At 69.8% G+C, this 25217-nt stretch carries 13 protein-coding genes; 2 read left to right on the forward strand and 11 right to left on the reverse strand.

Annotation, left to right across the window (positions count from 1 at the left end):
* Positions 1–40: 40 nt before the first annotated feature.
* The 3 genes from J5226_RS18200 to J5226_RS18210 all read right to left on the reverse strand — a co-directional run bounded on the left by J5226_RS18200 (position 41) and on the right by J5226_RS18210 (position 3580).
* On the reverse strand, positions 41–1555 hold the full coding sequence (locus J5226_RS18200) for a DUF5691 domain-containing protein (RefSeq protein WP_215835832.1): 1515 nt from the start codon (positions 1553–1555) through the stop codon (positions 41–43).
* Positions 1552–2892: an SWIM zinc finger family protein gene (locus J5226_RS18205; protein ID WP_215835833.1), complete on the reverse strand. Its 1341-nt coding sequence runs from the start codon at positions 2890–2892 to the stop codon at positions 1552–1554. Before J5226_RS18205 ends, J5226_RS18200 begins: the two co-directional genes overlap by 4 nt.
* A gap of 163 nt (positions 2893–3055) precedes the next feature.
* Positions 3056–3580: a nuclear transport factor 2 family protein gene (locus J5226_RS18210; protein WP_215835834.1), complete on the reverse strand. Its 525-nt coding sequence runs from the start codon at positions 3578–3580 to the stop codon at positions 3056–3058.
* 222 nt (positions 3581–3802) lie between these two features.
* Here J5226_RS18210 and J5226_RS18215 point away from each other — a divergent pair, with 222 nt between their 5' ends.
* Together J5226_RS18215 and J5226_RS18220 are read left to right on the forward strand one after the other, a co-directional pair.
* Positions 3803–5482 carry a long-chain fatty acid--CoA ligase gene (locus J5226_RS18215; RefSeq protein ID WP_215835835.1) on the forward strand — a complete coding sequence of 560 codons (1680 nt, stop codon included), beginning with the start codon at positions 3803–3805 and terminating at the stop codon, positions 5480–5482.
* A gap of 200 nt (positions 5483–5682) precedes the next feature.
* Positions 5683–6546, forward strand: a complete 864-nt coding sequence (locus tag J5226_RS18220) for a crotonase/enoyl-CoA hydratase family protein (protein WP_215835837.1) — start codon at positions 5683–5685, stop codon at positions 6544–6546.
* A 25-nt stretch (positions 6547–6571) separates the two neighbouring features.
* Here J5226_RS18220 and J5226_RS18225 read toward each other — a convergent pair whose 3' ends face one another.
* From J5226_RS18225 to J5226_RS18260, 8 genes are all read right to left on the reverse strand, one after another.
* Positions 6572–8770, reverse strand: coding sequence for an ATP-binding protein (locus J5226_RS18225; protein ID WP_215835839.1), 2199 nt, complete (start codon positions 8768–8770; stop codon positions 6572–6574).
* A gap of 7 nt (positions 8771–8777) precedes the next feature.
* Positions 8778–9836, reverse strand: a complete 1059-nt coding sequence (locus J5226_RS18230) for a two-component system response regulator (protein WP_215835840.1) — start codon at positions 9834–9836, stop codon at positions 8778–8780.
* Between the two features lie 395 nt (positions 9837–10231).
* Positions 10232–11749 (reverse strand): lysine--tRNA ligase, encoded by a 1518-nt coding sequence (gene lysS / locus J5226_RS18235; RefSeq protein WP_215835842.1) that lies wholly within the window; start codon positions 11747–11749, stop codon positions 10232–10234.
* Between the two features lie 295 nt (positions 11750–12044).
* Positions 12045–13173 (reverse strand): peptide chain release factor 2 gene (prfB, locus tag J5226_RS18240; RefSeq protein ID WP_215835849.1). Its coding sequence is split into 2 segments (ribosomal slippage): positions 12045–13097 and positions 13099–13173, totalling 1128 coding nucleotides; the frame shifts between segments, so codons are not numbered across the junction.
* Positions 13174–13463: 290 nt separating this feature from the next.
* On the reverse strand, positions 13464–16445 hold the full coding sequence (locus tag J5226_RS18245; protein WP_255322847.1) for a VIT domain-containing protein: 2982 nt from the start codon (positions 16443–16445) through the stop codon (positions 13464–13466).
* A gap of 293 nt (positions 16446–16738) precedes the next feature.
* Complete coding sequence (locus J5226_RS18250) at positions 16739–19348, reverse strand: glycoside hydrolase family 2 protein (protein ID WP_215835851.1); 2610 nt, start codon at positions 19346–19348, stop codon at positions 16739–16741.
* A 374-nt stretch (positions 19349–19722) separates the two neighbouring features.
* On the reverse strand, positions 19723–22590 hold the full coding sequence (locus J5226_RS18255) for a TonB-dependent receptor (protein WP_215835853.1): 2868 nt from the start codon (positions 22588–22590) through the stop codon (positions 19723–19725).
* Positions 22591–22778: 188 nt separating this feature from the next.
* On the reverse strand, positions 22779–25172 hold the full coding sequence (locus J5226_RS18260; RefSeq protein WP_215835855.1) for a family 20 glycosylhydrolase: 2394 nt from the start codon (positions 25170–25172) through the stop codon (positions 22779–22781).
* Positions 25173–25217 lie beyond the last annotated feature (45 nt).

Below are 25217 nucleotides of genomic sequence, written 5' to 3' on the forward strand. Positions count from 1 at the left end.
CGGAACTCCGTGTAAAGGTGATGTGCGAAAGAAAGGCGGCTCAGGCGTGCAGCAGGCGGCGCGCGTCGGCGGTGCGTTCGAGCCCGGCGAGGCAATCGGCCAGCGCCGAGGTGTCGTCGGGCCCGCGCGCCGGCGCGCGCCAGCCGCGCAGCGCCTGCGGGTGCAGCACTTCGAGCAGGGATTGGGCGTTCTGGCGCAGGCTCCAGTCCTGGCGCAGGGTCTCGCCGGACTGCTCCAGGCCGGCGCCGATCAGGCGCGAATACTCCAGCGGCAGCCACTCGCCGGGCGCGCAGGCGCCGACCACTTCGTCGAAGCGGCCGCTGCGGCACAGCAACTCGAAACTGCTCGGCCAATGGCGTACGCGCTGCGCCGGCGGCAACAAGCCGAGCAAGCCGGCGTGATGGCCGTGGAAGGCGCGCCCGGGCGCGTCGAGCATCGCCGCGGCCCAGTCGCCGTCGTCGCGATGGATGCGTTCGAGCCAGCCGCGGTACAGCGCTTCCTTCCAATCGCTCTTGGCCGCCCAGGCCAGCAGCGCGGGCGCGTCCATGCCGGTGTGCTCGCGCCACCAGCTCAGCGGCACTTGCCGCACCAGCTGATACAGCCACCACGCGCGTTCGCCGAGCGCGTCGTTCTGCGGGCGAACGGTATCGATGGCGGCCGACGCCCATTCGGGATCGGCGGCTTGCGGCGCGTCGATGACCCAACGTTTGACCAGCAAGGCGCGTTCCTGGGTCACCCGCGGCGCCAGCCACGCGCGCAGCCGCAGCGCGTGCGCCGATTGCGGCAGCCGCGCCAGCAAGGCGGCGGCGAAGCGGCGCACCTCGCGGCCGCGGTCCTTGAGCAGGCCGGCCAGCAAGGGTTCGTCGCCGGCGCTCAGGCCGGTGTCGAATTCGGCGACGAACGCCGCGCGTTCCTTCGCCGGCAGCTCGCCCAACTGCGCTTGCAACAATTCTCTCGCGCGCGCCGGATCGGCCGCGCGCCACTGCGCGAACAGCGCCTGGCGTTGCTCGAAACTGCCTTCCTGCCAGATGCGCTCGGCCTCGGCGAACGGATCGGCCGGCTCGCTCGCGGCGGACGCGCCGCGGTCGGCGTAACGCCAATCGGGATTGAGCCGCGCCAGCCACAAACCGCGTTCGCCCAGCACCGGTAGCAACGCCGGGCGCAGGCGCGCGCGGCGCTGGCCGGCGTCGAGCGCGGACGCCAGCGCGCCGGCCGGCAGCGCGCGGCCGAGTTCGGCCAGACGCCGGCAGGCTTCGTGATGCAGGCGCTCGCTGTCGCCGCGGAAGATCGCGCGCAAGGCCGGCGCCAGCGGTTCGCCTTCGCCGAGCATGCGCGGGTCGGCGGGCGCGGCCGGCGGCGGTTCCGCCGCGGACGGGGCCACGTCCACCGCGGCCAGCCGGCACGCGGCCATCGCCGCGGCGCCGCGGGCGTAGCGCGCCAGCGCGTCGTCGTCGCCGGCTTCGTCGAGCAAGGCGCCGACCGGCGCGGGAAACGCCGTCGCGCGCGCGCCGTCGATGCCGATCAACGCCGGCTTGATCCAATCGGCGCCGCTCATGCCGCCAGACTCCAGTTCTGCGCCGCGTCTTCGCCGCGCCACGCGCTCAACGGCCGCAGCTCGCGGCCGTCCCATTCGCCCATCACCTGCAAGGCCGCGCCGCCGCTGTGGGCGAGCAGATTCCAGCCGGCCGCCTCGCCCAGCGCCAACGGCAAGCGCCCGGCCGGCGTATGCAGCCACCAGCGCTCGTTCTCGCGCAGCGGCACCGCGTCGGCGAGGCTCAGCGGCCACCACTGCAGCCACGGGTTGGCGGCGAAGGCTTGCGACGCGCGCTCGATCGCCTCCAGCGCCGGCTGCGACCAGCGCGGCGCCGGCTGCGCGGCGCCCTGCTCCAACGCCAGCGCGCGCAGCGGCGCGCTGCCGGGGAAGAAGCGCAGAGTCGCCTCGACGCTGCGCCCGTCCAGCCACTGCTGTTCCCAGCCGCGGCCGCCGTACGCGTAGTCGTGCAGCAGCGCGTCGCGGCCGCTGCTTTGCCCGCGCAACCACACGCGGCGTTCGAACAAACGGTCGTCGCGTTCGTCGATGCGCTGGCCTTGGACGATCCAGCGATCGCTCAGGCTTTCGCCGAGCGTGGCCAGATCGTCCTTGTCGTACCCCCAACCCAACGCGGTGCGCACGTCGGCCAGCCGCTGCGGCGACAGTGCGTCGCGCCGGGTCACCGCCTCGCACAGCAGCCAGATCAGGCCGAAGCGCTCGACCACCGCCTGCGCGCCGGCCACGCCCGCGGCCATCGCCTCGGTCGCCGCCAGCACCTGCGCCGACAGCGCCGGCGCCTGCGCATCGACCATGCGCGCGGCCATCGCCGTCCATTCGGCGCGTTGCTGCGGGCCGTACGAGGCCAGGCCGCGACGCAGTTGGTCGCCGATCCAGCGCTGCAATTCGGCGGTGCCTTGATCGATGCGCTTCCAGCGCGCGGCTTCGCGCTTGGCCGAAGCGGCCGCGGCGGCGTCGGGATCGGCCGCCTGCGCGGCGACGGCCTTGGCCGCGGCTTGTTCTTTCTTCTCGGCGCGGTCGCGGCGCGAGTTCAGCCATTCCTCCACCCACGCCGGCCGCGGCGCCGCGGCGATGCCGCCGCGCGCATGCATCAGCAGCAAGGCCAGCGCGTGCTTGCACGGAAATTTACGGCTGGGGCAGGAACAGCGCGTCACCAGCGCGGCCAGATCGACCTGGGCTTGATACGGCTTGGCGCCGCTGCCCTTGCATTCGCCCCACAGCGCATCGGCGTCGCCGCCGAGAGTCACCCAATGCCGATCGGACGCCAACCCGGTGGCGGCCTTGGCCGAAGCGCCGTCCGGCGCGAGCGCGAGCGCCTGTTCGGCGGTCAGTGCAGAGTCCATCGCGAACCGATCCCCATCGGTGGCGTCCTTGTGTTGCGGGTAAGCATAACGGATTGGGAGATAGCGGATAGGAGTTAGGAGATAGCGAAAGCCGCGCGCTCGACGCGCTGTCGCCGAGCCCTGCTTTCGCTATCTCCTAACTCCCATCCGCTATCTCCTGCTCCTAAAGCCGCGCCTTCCACTCCGCCGAAATCATCCGCCACTCGCCCTCGCGCAAGCGCCAGCCCGTGCGCACCTCGTACAACTGCGCGGCATCGGGCAGCGCGTTGCCGGAGCCGCCGCCGAGCGCGGCCTCGAACGCGACCGTGGCGCGGTCGCCTTGCACCTCGTAGCGCACCGCGCCGATGCGCAGCCACACGTCGCGGTAGCGCAGGAAGCTCGCCGCCGCCAATCGCCGCGCGCCGTCGCGGTCCAGGCCGTCGGGACCGACGAAATCCTCGGCCAGCCGCGCCTGCACCGACTTGGCGTCGCGCGCCTGGATCGCGGTCTGCAACTGTTCCATCGATTCGCGCAGGCGCTGTTCCGGCGTGCCGCCGCCGCACGCGGCCAAAACCAGCAGCGACGCCAGCACGATCGCGGCCCGCGCAGCGAAACGCCGCCCCGCCGCGCCGGTCTCGCGCCGCGCCCGTCCGCGCGATGGGCCGTCGCCGGCCCGCCCCATCCACCCGCCGAACATGACTGCGAACATCCTCGCTCCCCCTCGAAACCGCGCCGGGCAAGATTCGCACGACCGTTCGCCCGTGCGTTCCAGGCTCGATCCTGACAGGTCCGCCGCGCCCCCGGCAACGCCGCGGGGCACCGCCTTGCCACCCGATAGAGCCTATGCTCCAATCGAGAAAACACACCGTACGCCGGCGCACTTGCGCGGCCAGCGGGACAGAATCGACGAGCGATTAACGAGGGGATCGCGATGAGTTTGAACCGTCCGTGGCTTGCCCACTATCCGCAAGGCGTGCCCGCCCAGATCGATGTGGAGGAGTTTCCCTCCGTGGTCTCGGTGCTGGAAAACGCGATCGACAAATTCCGCGACCGTCCCGCCTTCCGCAACTTCGGCAAGACACTGACCTACGGCGACATCGATCGCCTCAGCGCGCAATTCGCCGCGTATCTGCTCGGCGAACTCAAGCTCAAGAAGGGCGATCGCGTCGCGATCATGATGCCCAACTGCCTGCAGTACCCGATCGCGACCTTCGGCGTGCTGCGCGCCGGGCTGACCGTGGTCAACACCAATCCGATGTACACCCCGCGCGAACTTCGGCATCAGCTCGAGGATTCCGGCGCGAAGGTGGTGTTCGTGCTCGACAACTTCGGCAAGACCGTGCAGGAGGTGGTCGCCGGCACCCAGGTGCAGCAGGTGATCGGCACCGGCCTGGGCGACATGGTCGGCGGGCTCAAGGGCCCGATCATGAACTTCGCGCTGAAGTACGTGAAGAAGATGGTGCCCGACTACGACATCCCCGGTTCGGTGCGCTTCCGCGACGCGCTCACGCTCGGGCAGATGCACAAGCTGCCGCAGATCGACATCGCGCCGAGCGACATCGCCTTCCTGCAATACACCGGCGGCACCACCGGCGTGGCCAAGGGCGCGATGCTCACCCACCGCAACCTCGTCGCCAACATGCAGCAGGCCGCGGCGTGGATCGGCACCAACGCGCGCATGGGCGAGGAAATCATCATCACCGCGCTGCCGCTGTACCACATCTTCGCGCTCACCGCGAACGGCCTGGTGTTCATGAAGTTCGGCGGCTTGAACCACATGATCACCAACCCGCGCGACATGCCGGCGTTCGTGAAGGAATTGCAGAACAACCGCTTCACCGCGATCACCGGCGTCAACACGCTGTTCAACGGCTTGCTCAACACGCCCGGTTTCGACCAGGTGGACTTCTCCAACCTGCACCTCACCCTGGGCGGCGGCATGGCCGTGCAACGTTCGGTGGCCGAGCGCTGGAAGCAAGTCACCGGCGTGACCTTGGTCGAAGCCTACGGCCTCACCGAAACCTCGCCGGCGGCGTGCATCAACCCGATGGATCTGGCCGAGTACAACGGCGCGATCGGCTTGCCGATCTCCTCGACCGACGCCTGCGTCAAGGACGAGGACGGCAACATCCTGCCGCAGGGCGAAGTCGGCGAGCTGTGCATCATGGGCCCGCAGGTGATGAAGGGCTATTGGCAGAAGCCCGAGGAAACCGCCAAGGTCATCGACGCCGACGGCTGGCTGCACACCGGCGACATGGCCAAGATGGACGAACAAGGCTTCTTCTATATCGTCGATCGCAAGAAGGACATGATCCTGGTCTCGGGTTTCAATGTGTACCCGAACGAAATCGAAGATGTGATCGCGTTGATGCCCGGCGTGCTGGAAGTGGCCGCGGTCGGCGTTCCGGACGAGAAGTCCGGCGAGGCGGTCAAGGTGGTGATCGTCAAGAAGGATCCGGCGCTCACCGCCGAGGACGTCAAGGCGCACGCGCGCGCCAACCTCACCGGCTACAAGCATCCCAAGTTCGTCGAGTTCCGCAAGGAATTGCCCAAGACCAACGTGGGCAAGATCCTGCGCCGCGAGCTGCGCGACCCGCCGGCGGCGGCGTGAAGACGCGTGAGGATGCGTAGGCCCGGCGGCGGGTAAAATGGCCGCCGCGACGCACCCGATCCCGTGCAAGCCCCTCTCCGGAGGGGCTTTTATTTTTGCGGCGGGAACGGGGTGTAGCATCGATGCGTGGGCTCCCAAAATCGCCGCTCGCGGCCCACCGCACCCTGCCCTGCGGGCGGCAATCGCCGAGGACCGCATCCATGAGCTCTATCGAAAAACTGCACCGCGTACGCGCCTATCCCACCCTGCGCATCGAGTCCTCGCCGGACGATCTCGCACACTGGATGTACATGCACGAGGACATCGGCCTCGGCGTGCGTCCGTGCTTCCGCACCGAATTGATGGAAGACATGTGGGGCTTCCTGTCCTCGATCACCCTGCGCGATGCGCACGGCGAGCCCGGGCGCCTGCGTCATGTGGTGTTGGCGTCGTCGGCGCCGGCGTTCAATCTCGGCGGCGATCTGGAGCTGTTCTCGCGCCTGATCCGCAGTCAGGATCGCGAACGCCTGCTCGCCTACGCGCGCCGCTGCGTCGACGGCGTGCACCATATCCATGGCGGTTTGGGCGGCGACGTGCACACCATCGCGCTGATCCAGGGCGATGCGCTGGGCGGCGGCCTGGAGCTGGCGCTGTCGTGCCACACCATCGTCGCCGAGGAAGGCGTCGATATGGGCCTGCCGGAAGTGGTGTTCGACCTGTTCCCGGGCATGGGCGCTTACACCTTTTTGTGCAAGCGGGTCAGCCCGCGCGTGGCCGAGAAGCTGATCATGGACGGGGCGATGCTCAGCAGCGAGGAAATGCACCGCCTGGGCGTGGTCGACGTGCTGGTGCCGCGCGGCCAGGGCGAGGCGGCGGTGGCCGACCTGATCCGCCGCCAGCAGCGCTCGCCGCATTCGCAGCTGGCGATGAACAAGATGCGCCAGATCGCCCAGCCGGCCAGTTACCAGGAACTGATGGCGATCACCGAGCTGTGGGTGGACACCGCGCTGGCCCTGCCCGACAAGGCGCTGCGGACCATGGACCGGATCGTGCGGGCGCAAGAGCGTCGCGCCGTGGCCGCATAACCGTCATGCCCCCCTCGACGGCGTTTCAGGGGGAGCGCTCGTCACCTTCGCGCGCGTGGCGTTGCCGCTCGCGTGCATCGAGCGCTTCCCTGCCCTGGGCCAACCGCTCGTTCAACGAACCCTGCCGGGTCCGCCACTCGGCGGCGACCTGCCAGTCCGGCAGGCGCATCAGTTCGCCGGCCGCGCTCGCCAGCTTGACCAGCCCCAGGTTGCTCGCCACGCCTTTGAGTGCGTGGGCGTGCTCGCGCACGCGTTCCCACTGGCCGCGTTCGCCCGCGTCGGCCAGGGCCACGATGCAGCCGTCGGCGTCGCGCAGGCATTGGGCGATGAACTCGCGCTCGAAGCCTTCGCCCATGCCGAGGCTGCCGAGTTCGTCCAGCACCGAAGGATCGAAAGCGCTGTCTTGGGCGCCCGCCAGACCCGCGCCCTCCGGCCGCGCCGGCGCCGCGGACGCCGCTGCCGTAGCGGCGATGCGCACGTTGGCCGCGATGTCGGCCAGGGTGTCGAGCAGGCGCACGGTCGAGACCGGCTTGGCCAGGAACGCGCGCGCCCCGGCCTGTTGGCAGGCTTGGATCGAATCGGGCGTGACGTCGGCGCTGAGCACCACGACCGGAGTGCGGCGGCCGCCGCCGGCCTCCATCACCCGCAGCTCGCGCAGCAAATCCAGCCCGCTGATGCCGGGCATGTGCAGGTCGGCGATGACCGCGTCGTAATCGCTCACCGCCAGCGCATTGAGCACTTCCTCGCCGCCGTCCACGCAGACCGCGCGGTGGCCGGCCTTCTGCAACAGCCGCTGCAGCACCATGCGGTTGGCGGCGTGATCGTCGGCGACCAGCACCTGCAGGCTGCGCACCCGCGCGCGATGGCGCAGGAACGGGTCGGAGAAGGCGATGACGTTTTCCGGATCGTTGCGCGGCGTGGCCTCGACCGCGTCGGCCCCGGCCAGCGCCGGCTCCGGCGGCACCGCCACGCGCTGGAACGGCAGTTCCACCCAGAACCGGCTGCCGCGCTGCTCGGTGCTTTCGAAGCCGATGCTGCCGCCCATCGCCTCGGTCAGGCCCTTGGCGATGGTGGTGCCCAAACCGGTGCCGCCGTAACGGCGCGCCAGGCTGACGTCGGCCTGCTCGAACGCTTCGAACAGGCGCTGGCGCATCGCCAGCGGAATGCCGATGCCGGTATCGGTCACGGTGAAGCGCAGGCGCACGCCGCTGTCGACCGAGCCGACCACGCCCAGTTCCAGCCGCACGCTGCCGTGATCGGTGAACTTGACCGCGTTGCCGGTGAGGTTGAGCAGCACCTGGCGCAAATGGCCGACGTCGCCGCGCAGCAGCGGCGGCACCTCGGGCGAGACGCTGGATTCGTACTTCAACTGCTTGGCCCGCGCCTGCGGCTGCAGGATCAGGCCGATGCCGTCGATCAGCTCGCGCGGCGAGAACTCGGCGAGGTTCAGCTTGAGCTTGCCGGCCTCGATCGCCGAGATGTCGAGCACGTCCTCGACCAGCGCCAGCAGGCTGCGGGTCGAGGCCTGGATGGTGTTGAGGCATTCGCGCTGCTCGGCGTCCAGGCGCGTGGTCGCCAGCAGTTCGGACATGCCGGCCAGGCCGTTGAGCGGGGTGCGGAACTCGTGGCTCATGTTGGCCAGGAACCGGCTCTTGGCCTCGTTGGCGCGCTTGGCTTCGTCGGTGGCGCGGGTCAGCGCGCGCAGCAGGCCGGTCAGGTACAGCGGGATCGCCGCCAACCCCAATTCCAGGCCGATGCCCAGCACCGGGTTGGCGCGCCAGTAATCGTTGAGGCCGATCACCGAGCCGAAACTGGCCAGGGCCATGGCGACCGCGCCGAACAGATAGCCGGTGCCGAAGCGCAGGCCGTTGCCGATGGTCACCCACATCAGGATCACGTAGACCCAGGCCAGCGGCTCGCCGATGTGGATCATCGCCGCGGCCATCAGCCCGTAGTCCGAGCACATGCCGATGATCCGGCGCAGGTGCGAGCGCCCCGGCGCGGCCAGGATCCAGCCGATCAGGGCCACGCCGACGCTGAAGCCGGTGACCACCATCAGCAGCACGTTGTTGTACTGATACACCGGCATGCTGCCGCCGCTGCCGCGGGCCAACATGTAAGCCAGCACCACGAACAGCACGGCGATGCGGACGAAGGCCTGGCCGTGCTCGCTGTCGCCGCGTTGCGACAGCGTCGACCGGAACCAGTTCAGCAGGCGGATCATGGGGGATTTACTCCAGGCCGGGCCTGTTCGGTACCGTCGAGTACCGGGTGCACAACTCGTCCAGGCGGGTGCGGCTGCGGATCAGGGCGTCGACGCAACGCGGGTCGAACAAGCGGCCGCGCTGGGCGTACAGGTAACCCAGCGCCGCGTCCACGTCCCAGGCTTTCTTGTACGGACGCGGCGAAATCAGCGCGTCGAACACGTCGGCTACCGCCACGATACGCGCTTCCAGCGGAATTTCCTCGCCGACCAGTCCGTCGGGATAGCCCGAACCGTCGTAGCGTTCATGGTGGCGCAGGGCGATCAGCGCGCCGGCCTGGATGAAACGGTTCTGGCTGCCGCTGAGCAGTTCGTAGCCGATCTTGGGATGGCGGCGCATGATCGCCGTCTCGTCCTCGGTCAGCGGGCCGGGCTTCATCAGCACCGCGTCGGGGATGGCGATCTTGCCGATGTCGTGCAGCGGCGCGGCCATCTCGATGACCCGGATCTCGTCCTCGAACATGCCCAGCTGTTCGGCGATCAGCCCGGCGATGTGGGCCATGCGTTCGAGGTAGGCGCTGGTGCCGGCGTCGCGGAACTCGATCGCCCGCGCCAGCCGCGACAGGGTCTCGCGTTCGCGCTCCTCGACCTCGTGCATGCTCGACAGCAGCCGCTGCTCCAGCGACAGCGCGCGCTGTTTGACGTTCTCGGACTGCTGGCGCAGCGCCAGCAGGTTGCGGCAACGCGCGCGCAGTTCGCGCGGGCGCACCGGCTTGACCAGGAAGTCGATCACGCCGGCTTCCAGCGCGGCCTGCCGCACCGGCTCGTCGCCGACCACGGTGACCAGGATGATCGGAATGTCGCGGTGCATCGGCAGGCGGCGGAAGCGGCGGGCGAATTCCAGGCCGTCGATGCCGGGCATGCGGTAATCGAGCAGGAGCAGATCGGGCTGATGGCTTTCGCACCAGGCCAGCGCGGCTTCGGGCTCGCCGAAATCGTGCACCTGCAGCTCGGACGCAATGTCCTCGATGATGTGGCGCAGCATCGTCCTTGCGGACGCTTGGTCATCGACGATAACGACGTTCACTCAGCGGTATCCGATCCGTAGTGAGGCCGCCCCCTGCGGCTGCCGACTTGCGAGCATACTCCGCCGCGTCGCCCCGGGGCAGCTGCCGAAAGTCCCAAGGCCCCCGGCGTAGGCCGTCATTCACGTGAAAACCGGGCGCAATGCGCGGAGTTCATCACGTTTTGTACGCAAACCCGACTGAGCAACGGCCAACGCGAACGGGCCGTCGCCGACGATGCGCGACGTTGCGGCCGCGAGCCCTGGGCCCGTCGGGGCGCAGTGCGCGAACGGCTGCAGTGTGCCGCATCGCGGTCGCGCCGGTTGCGACCGGCGCGGCCGCCCTGCCCGCGCATCGCCGATCGCGCGCGCGACGCAGCGCGACGGCTGCGGCGCGGCTACCTAGCGCGGTCGTCCGCTCAGTTGCCCGCTTCCGGGCGCATGTACGGGAACAGCAGCACGTCGCGGATCGAGGACGAACCGGTCAGCAGCATCACCAGGCGGTCGATGCCGATGCCCAGGCCGCCGGTCGGCGGCAGGCCGACTTCCAGCGCGCGGATGTAGTCGGCGTCGAAGTGCATGGCCTCGTCGTCGCCGCCGTCCTTCTGCGCCACCTGGGCCTGGAAACGCGCGGCCTGATCCTCGGGATCGTTGAGCTCGGAAAAGCCGTTCGCCAATTCCTTGCCGCCGACGAACAGCTCGAAACGGTCGGTCAGTTCCGGATCGAGGTCGTTGGCGCGCGCCAGCGGGCTCACCTCGACCGGGTGGTCGGTGATGAAGGTCGGCTGGATCAGGGTGTGCTCGACGGTCTTCTCGAAGATCTCCAGCAGCAGCTTGCCCCAACCGTAGGACGGCTTGACCCCGACCTTCAGGCGCGCGCAGTGGGCGCGCATCGCGGCCAGATCACGCAGTTCCTCGCGCTTGATCTCCGGATTGTGTTCGAGCACCGCGTCGGTCATCGACCAGCGGCGGAACGCCGGGCCCAGATCGATGGGGTTGCCGTCCCACTCGACCTGGGTCGTGCCCAGCACCGCTTGCGCGGCGTCGCGGATCACCGATTCGGTCAGGTCCATGATCTCGTTGTAGGTGGCGTAGGCCTCGTACAACTCGAGCATGGTGAACTCGGGGTTGTGCCGGGTCGACACGCCCTCGTTGCGGAAGTTGCGGTTGATCTCGTAGACGCGCTCCAGGCCGCCGACGGTGAGGCGCTTGAGGTACAGCTCCGGCGCGACGCGCAGGTACAGCTGCAGGTCGAGCGCGTTGTGGTGGGTGACGAACGGCTTGGCCGCGGCGCCGCCGGGGATGTAATGCATCATCGGCGTTTCCACTTCCAGGAAGCGGCGCGCGTCGAGCCAGGCGCGGATCGCGCGGATGATCTTGGAGCGCTTGACGAACACCTCGCGCGATTCGGGCGAGACGATCAGGTCGACGTAGCGCTGGCGGTAGCGTTGTTCGACGTCGGCCAGGCCGTGGAACTTGTCCGGCAGCGGACGCAGCGCCTTGGTCAGCAGGCGCAGCGATTCGGCCTTGACCGACAGCTCGCCGGTCTTGGTCCGGGTCAGCGGGCCTTCCGCGGCGACGATGTCGCCCGCGTCCCAGCCCTTGAACTTGTCGTAGGTCGCGCCGAGCACGTTGGCCTGCAGGAACAGCTGGATGCGCCCGGATTCATCCTGGATCTGGACGAAGCTGGCCTTGCCCATGCCGCGCTTGAGCAGGATGCGGCCGGCGATGGCGACGCGATGGCCCTTGGCGTCGAGCGCTTCCTGGGTCCACTGCTCCGCATCGGCGTACTGCGCCTGCAAATCGCCGGCGTAGTCGCCGCGGCGGAAATCGTTCGGGAACGCGATGCCCTCGCCGCGCAGCGCCGTGAGTTTCGCCCGGCGCTCGGCGATCAGGTGGTTCTCGTCGATGGGCGGCAACTGGGTTTCGTCGGTCATGGTCTTGGCGATGGGGTGGAGATGCGTGAGGGGGCAGATTACTTAAGTCCGGCGACGCTTGCGCGAAGAGCCGGCGCCGGGCGGCCGCAGCGGACGCGCAGATCGGCGATGGCGGCGGCGGCGCGATGGAGCCCTGGGTTCCCGCGTTCGCGGGAACGACGTCGGGACGGACGCCAGCCGAGCGCGAGAGAAGAAAACGACCGGGGCGACGCGGGAAACCGGCGGGCGCCGCGGGCGCGCGGCGGCGCCCGGGGCCGGGCCGGAAGCGGCGTGGCGTCGCCTCCGGCCGCGCGGCTTACACCGCGTCGGAGCGTTTCGAGCCCACTTGCAGGCCGGCCTTGAGGCTGGCCTCGACGAACTCGTCGAGATCGCCGTCGAGCACTTTCTGGGTATCGCTGCGCTCGATGCCGGTGCGCAGGTCCTTGATCCGGCTCTGGTCGAGCACGTAGTTGCGGATCTGGCTGCCCCAGCCGATGTCGGACTTGGTCGCCTCGACCGCGTCGCGCTCGGCGTTGCGCTTCTGGATTTCCAGTTCGTACAACTTCGCCGCCAGCATCTTCATCGCGCGGTCGCGGTTGGCGTGCTGGCTGCGCTCGGTCTGGCAGGCCACCACGATGCCGCTGGGGACGTGGGTGATGCGCACCGCCGATTCGGTCTTGTTGACGTGCTGGCCGCCGGCGCCCGAGGAGCGGTAGACGTCGGTCTTCAGATCCGCCGGGTTGATCTCGATATCGATCTTGTCGTCGACTTCCGGCGACACGAACACCGAGGTGAAGCTGGTGTGGCGGCGGTTGTCGGAGTCGAACGGCGACTTGCGCACCAGACGGTGCACGCCGGTTTCGGTCTTGAGCCAGCCGTAGGCGAAATCGCCTTCCACGCGGAAGGTCGCCGACTTGATGCCGGCCACGTCGCCGCCGCTGACTTCCATCAGCTCGGCCTTCCAGCCGCGCGATTCGGCCCAGCGCAGGTACATGCGCAGCAGGATTTCCGCCCAGTCCTGGGCTTCGGTGCCGCCGGCGCCGGCCTGGATGTCGACGAACGCCGAGGCGCCGTCCATCTGCCCGGAGAACATGCGGCGGAACTCGAGCTTCTCGACTTCCTTGCCGTAGCGGTCGACGTCCTCGACCACCGCTTCGGCGGTGGACTCGTCGTCTTCCATTTCGGCCAGTTCCAGCAGCTCCAGGCCGCCGAGCAAACCCTCGGTGAGGGTGCGGATGCCGTTGACGACCTTTTCCAGCGCGGCGCGCTCGCGGCCGAGGTTCTGCGCCCGTTCGGCGTCGTTCCAGACGTCGGGGCTTTCCAGCTCGCGGTTTACTTCTTCGAGACGTTCGACTTTGGCGTCGTAGTCAAAGATACCCCCTCAGCGAATCCAGCCGGCCCTTGAGGTCGGCGATTCGCTGGCGGACGGGATTGAGTTCGATCATGTCCGGGTGTGTGGCTGTGCGGATGAACCGGCGATTCTAGCAGGCCGAGAGGCCCGGCGTGGCGGCCGCCGTCCCGCCCGCAGAAGCGACGCGGGCCGCGAACGCGCCCTCGCCCGCGGCGCCCTCGCCCGCTGCGGCGCGCCGGTCGCGAGCTGCGGGCGACCGGCGCGGTGACGCGAGGGCGCCCGGGGGACACAGGATCGGACCTCGGGCGTTCGACGCGGCGGCGGTGGCGCGGTCGCGGCTTGCGCCGCTCCTACAGGGCGGCACCGCCGCTGCGTCGCGGCGGGTTATTTCACTTCGAACTCGCCCACCAGCACCGTGTCCTTGGCGTCGCGCAGCCGCAGGGTGACCTGGCGGTCCTGCTGCCCCGCCGCGCCGAAACCGGTGCTCAGCCACAGGTGCACGGTGGTCGCGCCGGTCACCAGTTGCTGGTGCTCGCCGTAGAAGTTGGCTTCGATCTTGTACTTGCCGGGCTTGGGCTTGCGCAGGGCGAATTCCTCCGGGCCGTAGCCGCCGGTGAAGTCGTCGGTGATGCGGCCGCCCTGGTAGGTCAGCCGGTTGCCGTAGTAGCACTTCTCGCCGTTGGGGTCGGTGACCCACAGGTCCATGTCGGAGTCGTCGCTATCCCAGCTCAACACCGCGCGCAGACCCACCGGCAGGTTGCGGCGCAGGCGCGGGTCGACCGCGCTCAGATCGGTCTGCTGCGGATGCGCGGCGGCGATCGCGTTGAGCTCGGCCACGGCGATTTCCTCGATGCCGGGGAAGCGTCCGTCCCAGTTGCGCACGGCCACCTCATACAAATGGTCGACCGCCAACTGGTAGCGGCCCGCCGCGGCCTGCGCCAAGCCCAGATCGCGGAAGCTCTGCGGCTCTTCCTCGGCCATGCGCAGCACCCGCTCGAACACCGACACCGCCAGTTCCGCCTGCCCGGCCTGCAGTAGGCGGTAGCCGAGCACGCGCAGGACGTGGCGGTTTTCCAGGTCCAGCTCGGCGAGATTCGACAGCACCCGCAGCGCCAGCTCGCGCTGGCCTTTCTCCTCGAGCACGTCGGCCACGTCGAGGTAGAACGCGGTGCTGGCGGCGTGCGAGTCGCGCTCGTCCAGGTACAGCCGGTAGACCTGCGCGGCCGGCGCGGCGCGCAGGCGACGGGCATACGGCGAATCGGGCTGCCAGGGCTGCAGGGCGATGCTGGCCTGCCGGTACTCGGGGGGAATGCGGCTGCCGGTGACGCTGATCGCGTCCAGTTGCGGCTGCGCTTCGGCCATGGGCTCCGCCGGCGCCGGCGCCGGCGCCGATGCCGCCGCGGGCGCGGCGACCGGCAGGGCCACCGAATCCAGCGTGGTCGCCTCGCGTCGTTCGCGTTGCGCCCGCTCGGCCTTGGGGAGCGGCATCGCGCCCTTGGGCCAGTCGCGCTGCCACCAGTCGATGCGCTGCCGGTACGACGCCACGACCTCGTCCAGGCTGTCCTTGCGCGCTTGCTCGCGCTCGGCCTGCTCTTCGGCCTTGAGCCGGCGGTACTCGTCGGACTGGCCCGGCGGTTCGATGCCGTAGCGCACGTAGTCCTGCATCTCCTCCAGCACGATCAGCGAGGTTTCGGCGGTGACCACGCCGAAGCGCTGGCCCAGGCGCGCGATCGCGGCGCGGTTGAGCTCCGGTTCGGCTTCCAGCGCGGCGATCGAGTAGCGCGCCCACATCCGCGCCGCGAACGGGCTGGCCGCCGCGCCGGCGGGAACCGCGTCGATCGCCACCCGCTCGCTGCGCTCGCCGCCGCCGTCGCGCAGGCGCAGGGTCAGTTCGGCCTTGCCGTCGCGCAGGCGTCCGGCGATGCGCAGCAGGCCGTCGTCGGGGAACGGCGACTGCGCCACGGCCTGGTCGGCGCCGAGCGCGTCGACGCCGAGCAAGCGCGGGCCCTCGTCGAGCAGTTCGGCGGCGGCGCGGTCGAGTTCGCCGGCGCGCCGCCAGCTCACCAGCCGACCGCCGTTGGCCTGCGCCAGCGCGCGCAGGCGCGCGCCGTCGGAGGCGGCGCCGGCCGAGTCGAGCGCGTACAGGCGCTGGCCCGCCGCGAGCTTGGGAAATTCCTCGGTGCCGTAATTGAACAAGCCGTCGCCGAACAGCAGGTACTCGCCGACGCCGGCCTGCGGGATCCAGCCGCCGGGCGCACTGGCGCCGTCGTAGACGGTGCTTTCCAGCTCGCGCCGCAGCGCCGACCAGTCGCCGCCGGCGACCCGGAACGCGCGCGCCGGCTCGGCCCGGTCGCGCAGCCGGATCAGGCTCACATCGACCTCGCCGGCGCGGCGGAAATAGCGGTCGAGCAAGGCCAATTCGCTGCCGATGTCGCGCTTGCGCGCCGAACCCGAGCTGTCCCACAACAGGCCGATCGACTTGGGCAGCGCGCGCGGCGCGGTGGCGCCGCTGACCGGCACTTCGGCGAGGAAATAGCGCTCGCCGGCGTAGTCCTGCACGTAGCTGCGGGCGGCGGCGGCCGCGGGCACGCTCAGCGCCAGCGCGCCGCCGGCCGGCGCGCGGCTCAGGCTCAGCACATGGCCGCCGCCGCGCGCGTCGATGCGCGCCCCGCCGGCAAGCCCTTCCACCCGCGGCTTGTCGGCGCTGCGCAGTCGCAGGGCGAAGTCCCGCGCCGGCGCGGCGAACGCCAGCGGCAGCTCGAAGCGCCAGCGGCCGTCGATGCGGCGCAGCGTTTCGCGCAACTCCAGCCGCACCCGGCGGGTGCCATGGGCGGGGATCGGATAGACCCGCAATTTGAACTGGTTGCCGGCGGTCTGCTCCAACAGGCCCGGATCGACGCCGCGGCGCTTGATGTCCTCGAACACCGCGCGGCCCTTGGCCTTGGGCACCGGCACCGCCGGACGCATCGCGCCGTCGATGTCCAGGGCGAAGCCGTCGATCTGCTGGCCGTCGCGCAGCGGGAACTGCAGCGCGCCTTCGAGCACGCGGTCGCCGGGATTGCGGAACACCAGTTCGATCGCGGTGTGGGCCAGACCGCCGCTGAGCTCGGCGTCGATGCGCGCCGATTCGAGCCGGACCGGGCTGTCGGCCTTGCCGGCGAGCAGCATCACCGGCGGGTCGTCTTGCTCGCCTTGCCCGTCGGGGATCGGCGGCAACGGCGGCAAGGACGGCGGCGGCACGACCTCGACCGGCGCCGGAGTCTGCGCGGACGCCGGCGCGGCGTCGGGCGCCTGGGCGATGGCGCTCAAGCCGATGGACACGGCCAGCAGCAGGCCGGCGCAGGCAAGGGGAAGGCGATAGGTCACCGGATGCGTCCTTGTCAGTGGGCGATGAGGCTGTCAACGCGCGGAGGTCCGCGTCGGGGTCAGCCAGTCCTTTCGCACAGCCTCGAAGAATCCGCGCCGCGAGGCAAGCTCGGCCGCGGGTACGCGGCCGCGCGGCGGTGCGGCCTGCGGGTTCGCGCGCGAACCGCACTCGCCGGCACGCATGCGGCTCGGCGCTCCGGCCGGCGGCAGCTGCCGCGGACGCGGCGACGGCCGCCGGCGCAGCGGGCTCGGCCGCTCCCTGCGGCGGCGCATCGCGCGCCGCCGCGGCCGCCTCAGCGGCGGTACAAGGAACGCAGGTTCAGCGCGCTTTGCAAGCGCTCCAGCCCGGCCTGCGACTTCAGCGCGATCTCGACCGTCTCGCCCGGCAACAAGGTCAGCGCGTTGTCGCCGAGCTCCGCATCGTTGTCGCCGAAGTCCACCCACACCGCCCGCGCCAGCGCGTCGGCATGCAGGGTCAACTTATACGCACCGCCCTCGCGGCGCAGCGTCGCCCGCAGTTTCGGGTCCTGCCACGCCAGGGTTTTCGCTTCGCCGAAATACACCACGTTGCGCGACACCGCGCGCCCGCCGACGATCAGCTCGAACACCGCCGCGGTGCGGGCCGGATCGGCGCCGCGCAACAACTCGGCGTCGCTCCACGCGCCGGCCCGGGCCGCGCTCAACGGCGCCAGCGTCGTCTTCTTGCGCTGCTCATAGCGCAGCGTGCCGTCGAAGTCGATCACCCGCAGCCGCCACTCGCCCTGCACCGGCGTCTGCCGGTCGGAGATCAGGCTCAGCTCGGTGCGCTGCTGGCCCGGGCGGCGCAGTGCCGCGACCGCCAGTTCGGCGAAGAAGCGCTTGGCGTGGAAATGCAGCGGTTTCCAGCGGCCGAAGTAATCCAGGCTCGACCAGGACGCGCCCGGCCAGACATCGTTCAATTGCCAATACAGCGAGCCCATCGTGCGCGGCCGCGAAGCGCGGTGATGCAGCGCCGCCAACTCGATGCCCTCGGCCTGGACCTGTTGGCTCAGATACACGAAGTCGGCGAAATCGCGCGGCTCGCCGTACTCGCCGCGCACGTACTTGAGCAAGCGCGTGTTGCCGTCGCCGGCGAGGAACTTCTGGTGCGCGCGGATCACCGGCGCATCGATGCCCTGCTCCTCGGGCTTGGCGAACGCGCCGATGGTCCGCAGCGACGGCCAGCCCTGCAGGCCGTACTCGGACATGAAGCGCGGGGTTTCGTCGAGATAGGCCGTGGCCGGCAGCGCCGGGCCGCCCCACACGTCCCAGTAGTGCTTGTCGCCGTTGTTGGAATCGTTGGCCTTCTCGCTCAGGTCGTTGCTCGGCGAGCTCGACCAGTACGGCACGCCGGCGCCTTCCTGCGCGACGACTTCGCGCAAATCCTTGCCGAACAGCGCGACATAGCCGTTCCAGACCTCCTCGGCGAACTTCGGGTCGGCTTCCTTGAGCTTCTTGCCGTGGCCCCAGTCCTTCCACGCGGTCTCTTCTTCGTTGTTGCCGCACCACAGCACGATGCTGGGGTGGTTGCGCAGCCGGCGCACGTTGTCGCGCGCCTCGGCGACGACGTTGGCGCGGAACTGCGGATCGAAGCCCGGCGGCATGCCGCCGCCGAACATGAAGTCCTGCCACACCATCAGGCCGAGTTCGTCGGCGAGGTCGAAGAAGTCGTCGGATTCGTAATAGCCGCCGCCCCAGTTGCGCAGCATGTTCATGTTGGCGTCGCGCGCGGATTGCAGGTCGCGGCGCAGGCGCTCGCGGGTGACCCGCGCGGGGAAGGCGTCGAAGGGAATCGCGTTGGCGCCCTTGGCGAAGATCTCGATGCCGTTGACGACGAAGGCGAAGCCCTGCCCGCTCGCGTCCTTCTCGCGCTTGAGCTCGACCCGGCGCAGGCCGGTGCGGCGCTGGGCCTGGGCCTGCACGCCGTCGGCGTCGCTGAGCGTGGCCTTGAAGGTGTACAGCGCTTGCTCGCCGTAACCGACCGGATACCACAGCCGCGGCCGCTCGATCGCCAGCGGCAGCGCGATGCGGTTGCTGCCCGCGCGCAGCTTGACCGGCTGGCGCAGCGTCGCCGGTTGGCCGCCGGGGCCGGCGTATTCGATTTCCAGCGTGGCGGTGCCGGCGTCCGCGCTGTCCACTTCCACCGCCACCTCGCCCTTGGCGAGCTCGCGGTTGACCGTGTGCGGCTGCACGTGCAGATCGGCGATGCGCAGGCGGTCCCAGCTTTCCAGGCGCACGCCGCGCCACAGGCCGGCGGTGACGTAGCGCGGGCCCCAGTCCCAACCGTAGTGGTAGCCGGGCTTGCGCGCGAAGTTGCCGGTCATCGCGTCCTTGGGCTCGTCGCCGTAGGGCGAAGGATAGTTGCCGGCGATCTTGTTCGGCATCGCCAGCACCCGCGGCAGCAGCTTGCGGATCGGCGATTCGAACACCACCCGCAGCTCGTTGCCGCGTTCGCGCAGGCGGCCGTCGGCCGGCACCCGCCAGGTGCGGAAGAAATTGTCGGCGCGCAGCAGTTCGCGGCCGTTGAGGTAGACGGTGGCGAAGGTGTCCAGGCCGTCGAACACCAGTTCGTTGCGCGCGCGCTTGAGCGTGGCGGCATCGACGTCGAAGGTGGTGCGGTATTCCCAGCCGGCCAGCCCGATCCATTGCAACTGCGCTTCGGCCGCGCCGACGTAGGGATCGGCGATCAACCCGGCGGCGAACAAGTCGGTGTGGACGTGGCCGGGCACGCGCGCGCCGTGCCACTGGGTGGCGTCGCGATGCGCGGCGGCCTCGGGATCGTCGGGCAGCAGGCGGAACTGCCAGCCCTGGTGCAGGTCGCGGCTGGCCAGCGGCGCGGCCTGGACGGCGGCGGCGCACAGCAGCAATGCGAGGACGGCGAGCATGCGCCTGAAGGACGGGGGCCGTGCGGTCTGGGGCATGGGGTCACCTGTCTGGAGCGGTCCGCGGCGGCCGCCGCGGGCGCGGAAGGGATCTGTTTGCGATGAACGCGGCCGGGCCGCGCGGCCGCCGGCGATGGGTTCGCCGACGGCGCCGGAAAAAGACGGGAGCGCGCATTCCCGCGCTCCCGTTCCGATTCCCGGAGAAGACCTCGCGGCACGCATTCCGAGGGTGACCGCGAGGGTGTACACCGCCTTGCCCGGGAGGTCCGCCGCCGCGCCGGAACGCGCCACTGGAGGGGGCGCGCGCCGGCCCGGCCGCGGGGTGCCGCCGTCCGCGCGGGCCCGGGCGGCCCGCGCGTCCGATACCGATGTCGCGATCAGTCGAACTTGTAAACGAATTCCGCCGAGATTTCACGGCCCACGCGCTGGAACACGCGCTCGTTGGCGTACGCGAAGAACTTCTTGTACGGATCCTTGTAGTCGGCCTCGTCGAACAGGTTGTCGACGTACAGATTGACCCGCGCCTGCTCGGTCAGCTGGTAGCCCGCGGTCAGGTTGAAGTACACCGGCGCCTTGAGCTTGCCAACCATGTGGCAGGTGGTGTCGGTCTGGCCCGGCAGGATCGGCGCGCACTCGTTGTAGCTGTCGCCGTTGACGTGGCCGATGCGGTTGGCGAACAAGGTCGCGTTCCACGGGCCGCGGCTCCAGCTGGCGCTGGCGCGGGCGAAGGTGCGCACTTCCTTGTCGCGGTTCTCCTGCATCGGCGAACCCGGGTCGCGCTGCTCGTTGTTCTTGAGCTGGTTGGTGTAGTTCAACTGGAAGCTGAAATCGCCGAAGCGGGTGTTGGGGATCTTGTAGCGCGCGGTGAAGTCGACGCCGGCCACTTCGCGGTAGGCGATGTTGATCGGGCCGCTGAACACCGACACCACCTGGCCGAGCGGATAGTTCGGATCGGCCGCGCCGAAGGCGTTGGTGCCCGGCGCGCTGCGGGTCACGCGCGAGATGATGTCGCTGCAGGTCGACGAGCCCGGGGTGACCTGCATGCGGTCGCTGGCGCGGCGGGTGCGGCCGTTGCGGCACTGGCTTTCCAGGTCGAGGATGTCGGCGATGTCGAAATCGCGGACCTGGTTGTCGATGTTCATGCGCCAGTAATCGAGGCTGAACGACAGGTTCTCGGCCGCGTCCCACACCACGCCGGCGCTCCACGACTTGCCGGTCTCGCTTTCCAGCTTGAGGTTGCCGGTGCGGGCGATGTTGTGGCGGTAGTACAGCGCCTGCGAGCTGCAATCCGGGCCGAAGCCGCGGTTGATGCAGGTCGCCACGTCGGCGTCTTCCTGGGTGCCGGTGCCGCTGGTGGCGAACAGGTAATGCATGTCCGGCGCGCGGAAGGTGGTGTTGTAGGCGCCGCGCACCAGCAGGCTCTGGATCGGGCGCCACTCGATGCCGGCGTTCCAGGTGAAGTTGCTTTCCTTGCGCGCGTCGTCGTCGTAGCGGTCGAAGCGGCCGGCGGTGGTGACGTTCAAGGTCTTGAACACCGGCACCTTGAATTCGACGCCCACGGCGTAGCGCTTGCGGTCGCCGCCGCCCTGGTTGGTGCCGCCGGGCTGGTCGTAGAGCTTGTTCGGGCCGAAGGTCTGCGGATCGGGGCTGAGGCGATAGCCCTGCGAACCGGCTTCGATCACGCCGGCGAAGCCGACCGGGCCGGCCGGCAGATCGAACAGGTCGCCGTTGACCGAGAACTGCGCCTGATTCATCCACGACTCGGCGCTGCTCTTGCCGCGCGTGGTGAGCTGGCGGAAGGTTTCCGGCGTCATCGGGCTCCAGAACTTGCCCTGATCCAGCGCGTACACCGGCAGGCCGTTGTTGGTGCCCAGCTGCGGGCCGAGGAAATAGCTGTCGACCGCGCTCTGCAGCATGCCCGGGAAGCTGAAGTCGACCTTGTACTCGGTGCGGCCGACCGTGGCGTCCCAGTTGAAGCGCTCGCCGAAGCTGCCGCGCAGGCCGGCGGCCAGATCCCAGGAACGCTCGTTGGTGTTGAACAGGAACGGATCGCGGCTGCCGGCTTCCGGCACGGTGAACGCGCGGCGCGCCTGATAGGTGCGGCCGGTGTTCTGGTCGTAGAACACGCCGCCGCGGTTGAGCTCGAAGCGCAGCGCTTCGTCCTGGCGCGACTCGCCTTCGCTGTCCCAGACCGAGGCGCTGACCCAGGCCTGCATGCCGTTGGCGAAGTCGTAGGTGAAGTTGCCGAAGCCCGAGCGGTTGTCGGAACCGTTGCGCAGGCTCCACAGCGCGTTGCCGCGCGACTGCGAACAGCTGTAGCCGGGGAATTCCGGCGCGTTGCCGTCGTTGCCGAGGAAGTTGTGCTGCGGCAGATCCTGGAAGCGGTCGCAGGCGCCGGCCGGCGGGGTGACGCGGCGCTTGGCGCCGGCGTCGATCAGCTCCACGCCCCACACCCACGGCCACGGATCGTTGACCAGCGGCTTGACCGTCGCGGCCGGCTCCAGGTCGGAGGCGAGAAAGCCACGCTGGCCGGCGAAGATGGTTTCGCGGCCGCTCCACTGCACGCCGTAGGTCGCGCTCCAGTTCTGCCCGGTGCGCCCGCCGGTCCACGACAGGTCGAACGAATCGCCGCCGCCGCGGGTGGTGGTGCCGCCCTTGATGCGCACCTCATCGCCATTGAAGTTCTTCTTCATGATGATGTTGATGACGCCGGCCATCGCGTCGGAGCCGTAGATCGCCGAGCCGCCGCTGGCGAGCACTTCGATGCGCTCCACCGCCGACATCGGGATGTTGTTGAAGTTGGCGAAGTTGCCGCGCCCCTCGTACGGCAGCGGGTAGTCGGCGACGCGGCGGCCGTCGATCAGCAGCAAGGTGCGGCCGGGGCCGAGGTTGCGCAGGTTCAGCGGGCTGGCGTTGGGCGTGGGGCCCTTGTTGACGTCGGCCTGGACGGAGCCCGTGACTTCGGTCAGCGAGCTCAGCGCTTCGTACACGTTGGCGAAGCCTTCGCGCTTGATCTGCTCGGTGCTGATGACCGTCACCGGCGCCGGGCCTTCGAGTTCGGCGCGCTTGATGCGCGAACCGGTCACGGTGATCTTGTCGACGGTCTTGGCCTCGCCCTGCGGCGCGGCGTCCTGCGCCTGCGCGGCCAGCGGCAGATACAAGGCGGCGAGCATGGCGGCGCTGAGCGCGTTGCGGCGTGCGTCGTACCGGCGGCGTTGCGACATGCGGTCGTGTTGCTGAGTCATTGGCTACCCCTCCCAATCGCGGCCGGATCGACGGCCAAGGTTTCGTTTTTGTGATGTGCCCGGTCCGTTGCGTGCGGCCGTGCGTGGTTTTGTTGCAAGACTAGCGGAATCGTCGGTTTGGATCGATCTAAATCAACGGCAAAAAAAATCCCTGGCTACGCTCGCGCCGGTCCGCGCGCGAGCGGCGTTCAATGCGCCACCTCGCGCGCGTCCAGCGCCTTCCATTCCTGCCCCGGCGCGGCCATGCGCAGGCTCAGACTCATGCCGCCCTCGCGCTGGTACCAGTCCAGGCGCAGGCGATGCCAGCCCGCGCGCAGCGGCACCGCGGCCTCGAGGGTGCGGTCGTAGGTGTCGTTGCGGATCGCGCGCTCGCCGTCGATGGACAGCGCCGAGCGGTCGTCGCCCTGCAGCGCGAAGCGGTAGACGCCGTCGGCCGGCGCGCGCACGTAGCCTTCGAAGCGCACGCCGTAGCGGCTGCGGCGGCCGAAGCGGGCCAAGTCCAGCGAGTCGGCCGCGCCCTGCGCCGCCGGCGTCTTGGCGGCGGCGAATTCGTCGAGATTGGCGAACAGACCTTCGTACACGCGGTAATCCCATCCGGCGGAAGTGCGCTGCGGCGGCTTGATCGCCGGCAGATAACTGCGATAACGCAGAACGGCGGCCTGCACCCCACTGCGGCGGCCGTCGGCGAGCACGGTGACCGTGCGCAGCTGCACCGGCTTGTCGAGTTCCAGGACGACCTCGATCGGCGCGGCATAGGTCGCGGCGCCCTCGCCCGGGTCGCTGCCATCGAGTGTGTAGCGGATCGTCGCGCCGGGCACGGCCGGGGTCAGCGTCACCGTGTGGCGGTGCCGGCGCGCGTCGCCCTGCTGCACGATCAGCGCGTCGTCCAGCCCTTGCGGCGCGGGAATGCGGTAGCCGATCGCGTCTTGGTCGAGCTGGGCGAACTGTCCGCCCAGGCGGCGCTGGAAGTCCGGCCAGGCGCGCTGCGCCTGCGGCGTCCACGCCACTTCGGCCAGCGCCAGCAAGCGCGGGAACACCATGTACTCGACCATCGCCGGGGTCTTGAGGTGCTCGGTCCAGACATTGCCCTGCACGCCGAGCACATGCCGCGCCTGCGCCGCGTTCAACGCCGCCGGCACCGGGTCGTAGGCGTAGACCTTGTCCAGGCTCAGTTCGCCGCCGAGGTTCCACTGTTCTTGCTCGGCCGGGCCTTGGCCGTAGTCGAAATAGCAGCACTGGGTCGGGGTCATGATCACGTCGTGGCCCTGCTGCGCGGCGGCGATGCCGCCGGCTTCGCCGCGCCACGACATCACCGTCGCGTCCGGCGCCAGCCCGCCTTCGAGGATCTCGTCCCAGCCGATGATGCGCTTGCCGCGCGAGTGCAGGAACTTCTCCATCCGCCGGATGAAGTAGCTCTGCAGCTCGTGTTCGTCCTTCAAGCCTTCGCGGCGCATCACCGCCTGCGCCTCGGCGCTGGCCTTCCAGCGCGGCTTCGGCGCTTCGTCGCCGCCGATGTGCACGTACGGCGCGGGGAACAGCGCGACCACTTCGTCGAGCACGTTCTCCAGGAACTTGAAGGTTTCTTCCTTCGGGCAATAGATGTCGTCGTACACGCCCCAATTGGTGCCGACCTCGAACGGGCCCGGCGTGCAGGCCAGTTCGGGGTACGCGGCCAGCGCGGCCAGCGAATGCCCCGGCATCTCGATTTCCGGGATCACGGTGATGTGGCGAGCGCGCGCGTACGCGACGATCTCGCGCACCTGATCCTGCGTGTAGAAACCGCCGTAGGGCGTGCCGTCGCCGACGTACGGGTCGATGTTGCGCCCGACCACGGTTTCCTTGCGCTGCGAACCGACACGGGTGAGCTTGGGATAGCGCTTGATCTCGATGCGCCAGCCCTGGTCCTCGGTCAGGTGCCAGTGGAAGGTGTTGAGCTTGTAGCGCGCCATCTGGTCGAGATAGCGCTTGATGAAATCGAGCGGGAACAGATGCCGGCCGACGTCCAGGTGCATGCCGCGATAGGCGAAGCGCGGCGCGTCGTCGATCGCGGTCGCGCCCACCCGCAGCGGCGGCGCGACGCGTGCGGCCGGCAGCAGTTGGCGCAGGGTCTGATAGCCGTAGAACAAACCGGCCGGCGGACCGGCGAGGCGGATGCCGCGCGCGGTGACTTCCAGGCGATAACGCTCGTTGGCGCCGGCTTCGTTCTTGCTCGCCGCCGGTTCGGCGACGAACTGCACGTAATGCGAGGGCTCGACCTCGCCCTTGCCCGGCTTCGGCGCGCCGCTGCGCAGCGCGAGCGTCAAACCTTGGCGGCTCGCGAGTTCCTCGCGCAGCAGTTGGGCGACGGCGCGCGCTTCGGCGTTGTTGGCGTAGATCGTGGTGCCGCCGTCGAGCGCGAACGCGCCCTCGCCCGGCTGCACGCGCGCGGGCAACGGCACGAGTTCGGGCGCGAGCGCGGCGGCCGGCGCCGCGGCGCGTTCGCCGGCGTTCGCGGCCGGGGCGAGGCCGATGGCCGCGCCGACCAAGCCGAACAGCGCCAACGGCAGGCGCGCGCGGGTCATTTTCGCCAGGGTGCGTTTCATCGGGCGGTCTCCGGCAGCAACGGTGCGGCGGTGTCGCGATCAAGC

It is taken from the genome of Lysobacter sp. K5869, assembly GCF_018847975.1.
GTDB lineage: Bacteria > Pseudomonadota > Gammaproteobacteria > Xanthomonadales > Xanthomonadaceae > Lysobacter.

Coding starts and splice junctions, on each gene's coding strand:
- lysS (WP_215835842.1), bottom strand. CDS start 11,749: ATGACCGACGAAACCCAGTTGCCGCCCATCGACGAGAACCACCTGATC.
- J5226_RS18255 (WP_215835853.1), bottom strand. CDS start 22,590: ATGACTCAGCAACACGACCGCATGTCGCAACGCCGCCGGTACGACGCA.
- J5226_RS18250 (WP_215835851.1), bottom strand. CDS start 19,348: ATGCTCGCCGTCCTCGCATTGCTGCTGTGCGCCGCCGCCGTCCAGGCC.
- J5226_RS18205 (WP_215835833.1), bottom strand. CDS start 2,892: ATGGACTCTGCACTGACCGCCGAACAGGCGCTCGCGCTCGCGCCGGAC.
- J5226_RS18225 (WP_215835839.1), bottom strand. CDS start 8,770: ATGATCCGCCTGCTGAACTGGTTCCGGTCGACGCTGTCGCAACGCGGC.
- J5226_RS18210 (WP_215835834.1), bottom strand. CDS start 3,580: ATGTTCGCAGTCATGTTCGGCGGGTGGATGGGGCGGGCCGGCGACGGC.
- J5226_RS18260 (WP_215835855.1), bottom strand. CDS start 25,172: ATGAAACGCACCCTGGCGAAAATGACCCGCGCGCGCCTGCCGTTGGCG.
- J5226_RS18220 (WP_215835837.1), top strand. CDS start 5,683: ATGAGCTCTATCGAAAAACTGCACCGCGTACGCGCCTATCCCACCCTG.
- J5226_RS18200 (WP_215835832.1), bottom strand. CDS start 1,555: ATGAGCGGCGCCGATTGGATCAAGCCGGCGTTGATCGGCATCGACGGC.
- J5226_RS18215 (WP_215835835.1), top strand. CDS start 3,803: ATGAGTTTGAACCGTCCGTGGCTTGCCCACTATCCGCAAGGCGTGCCC.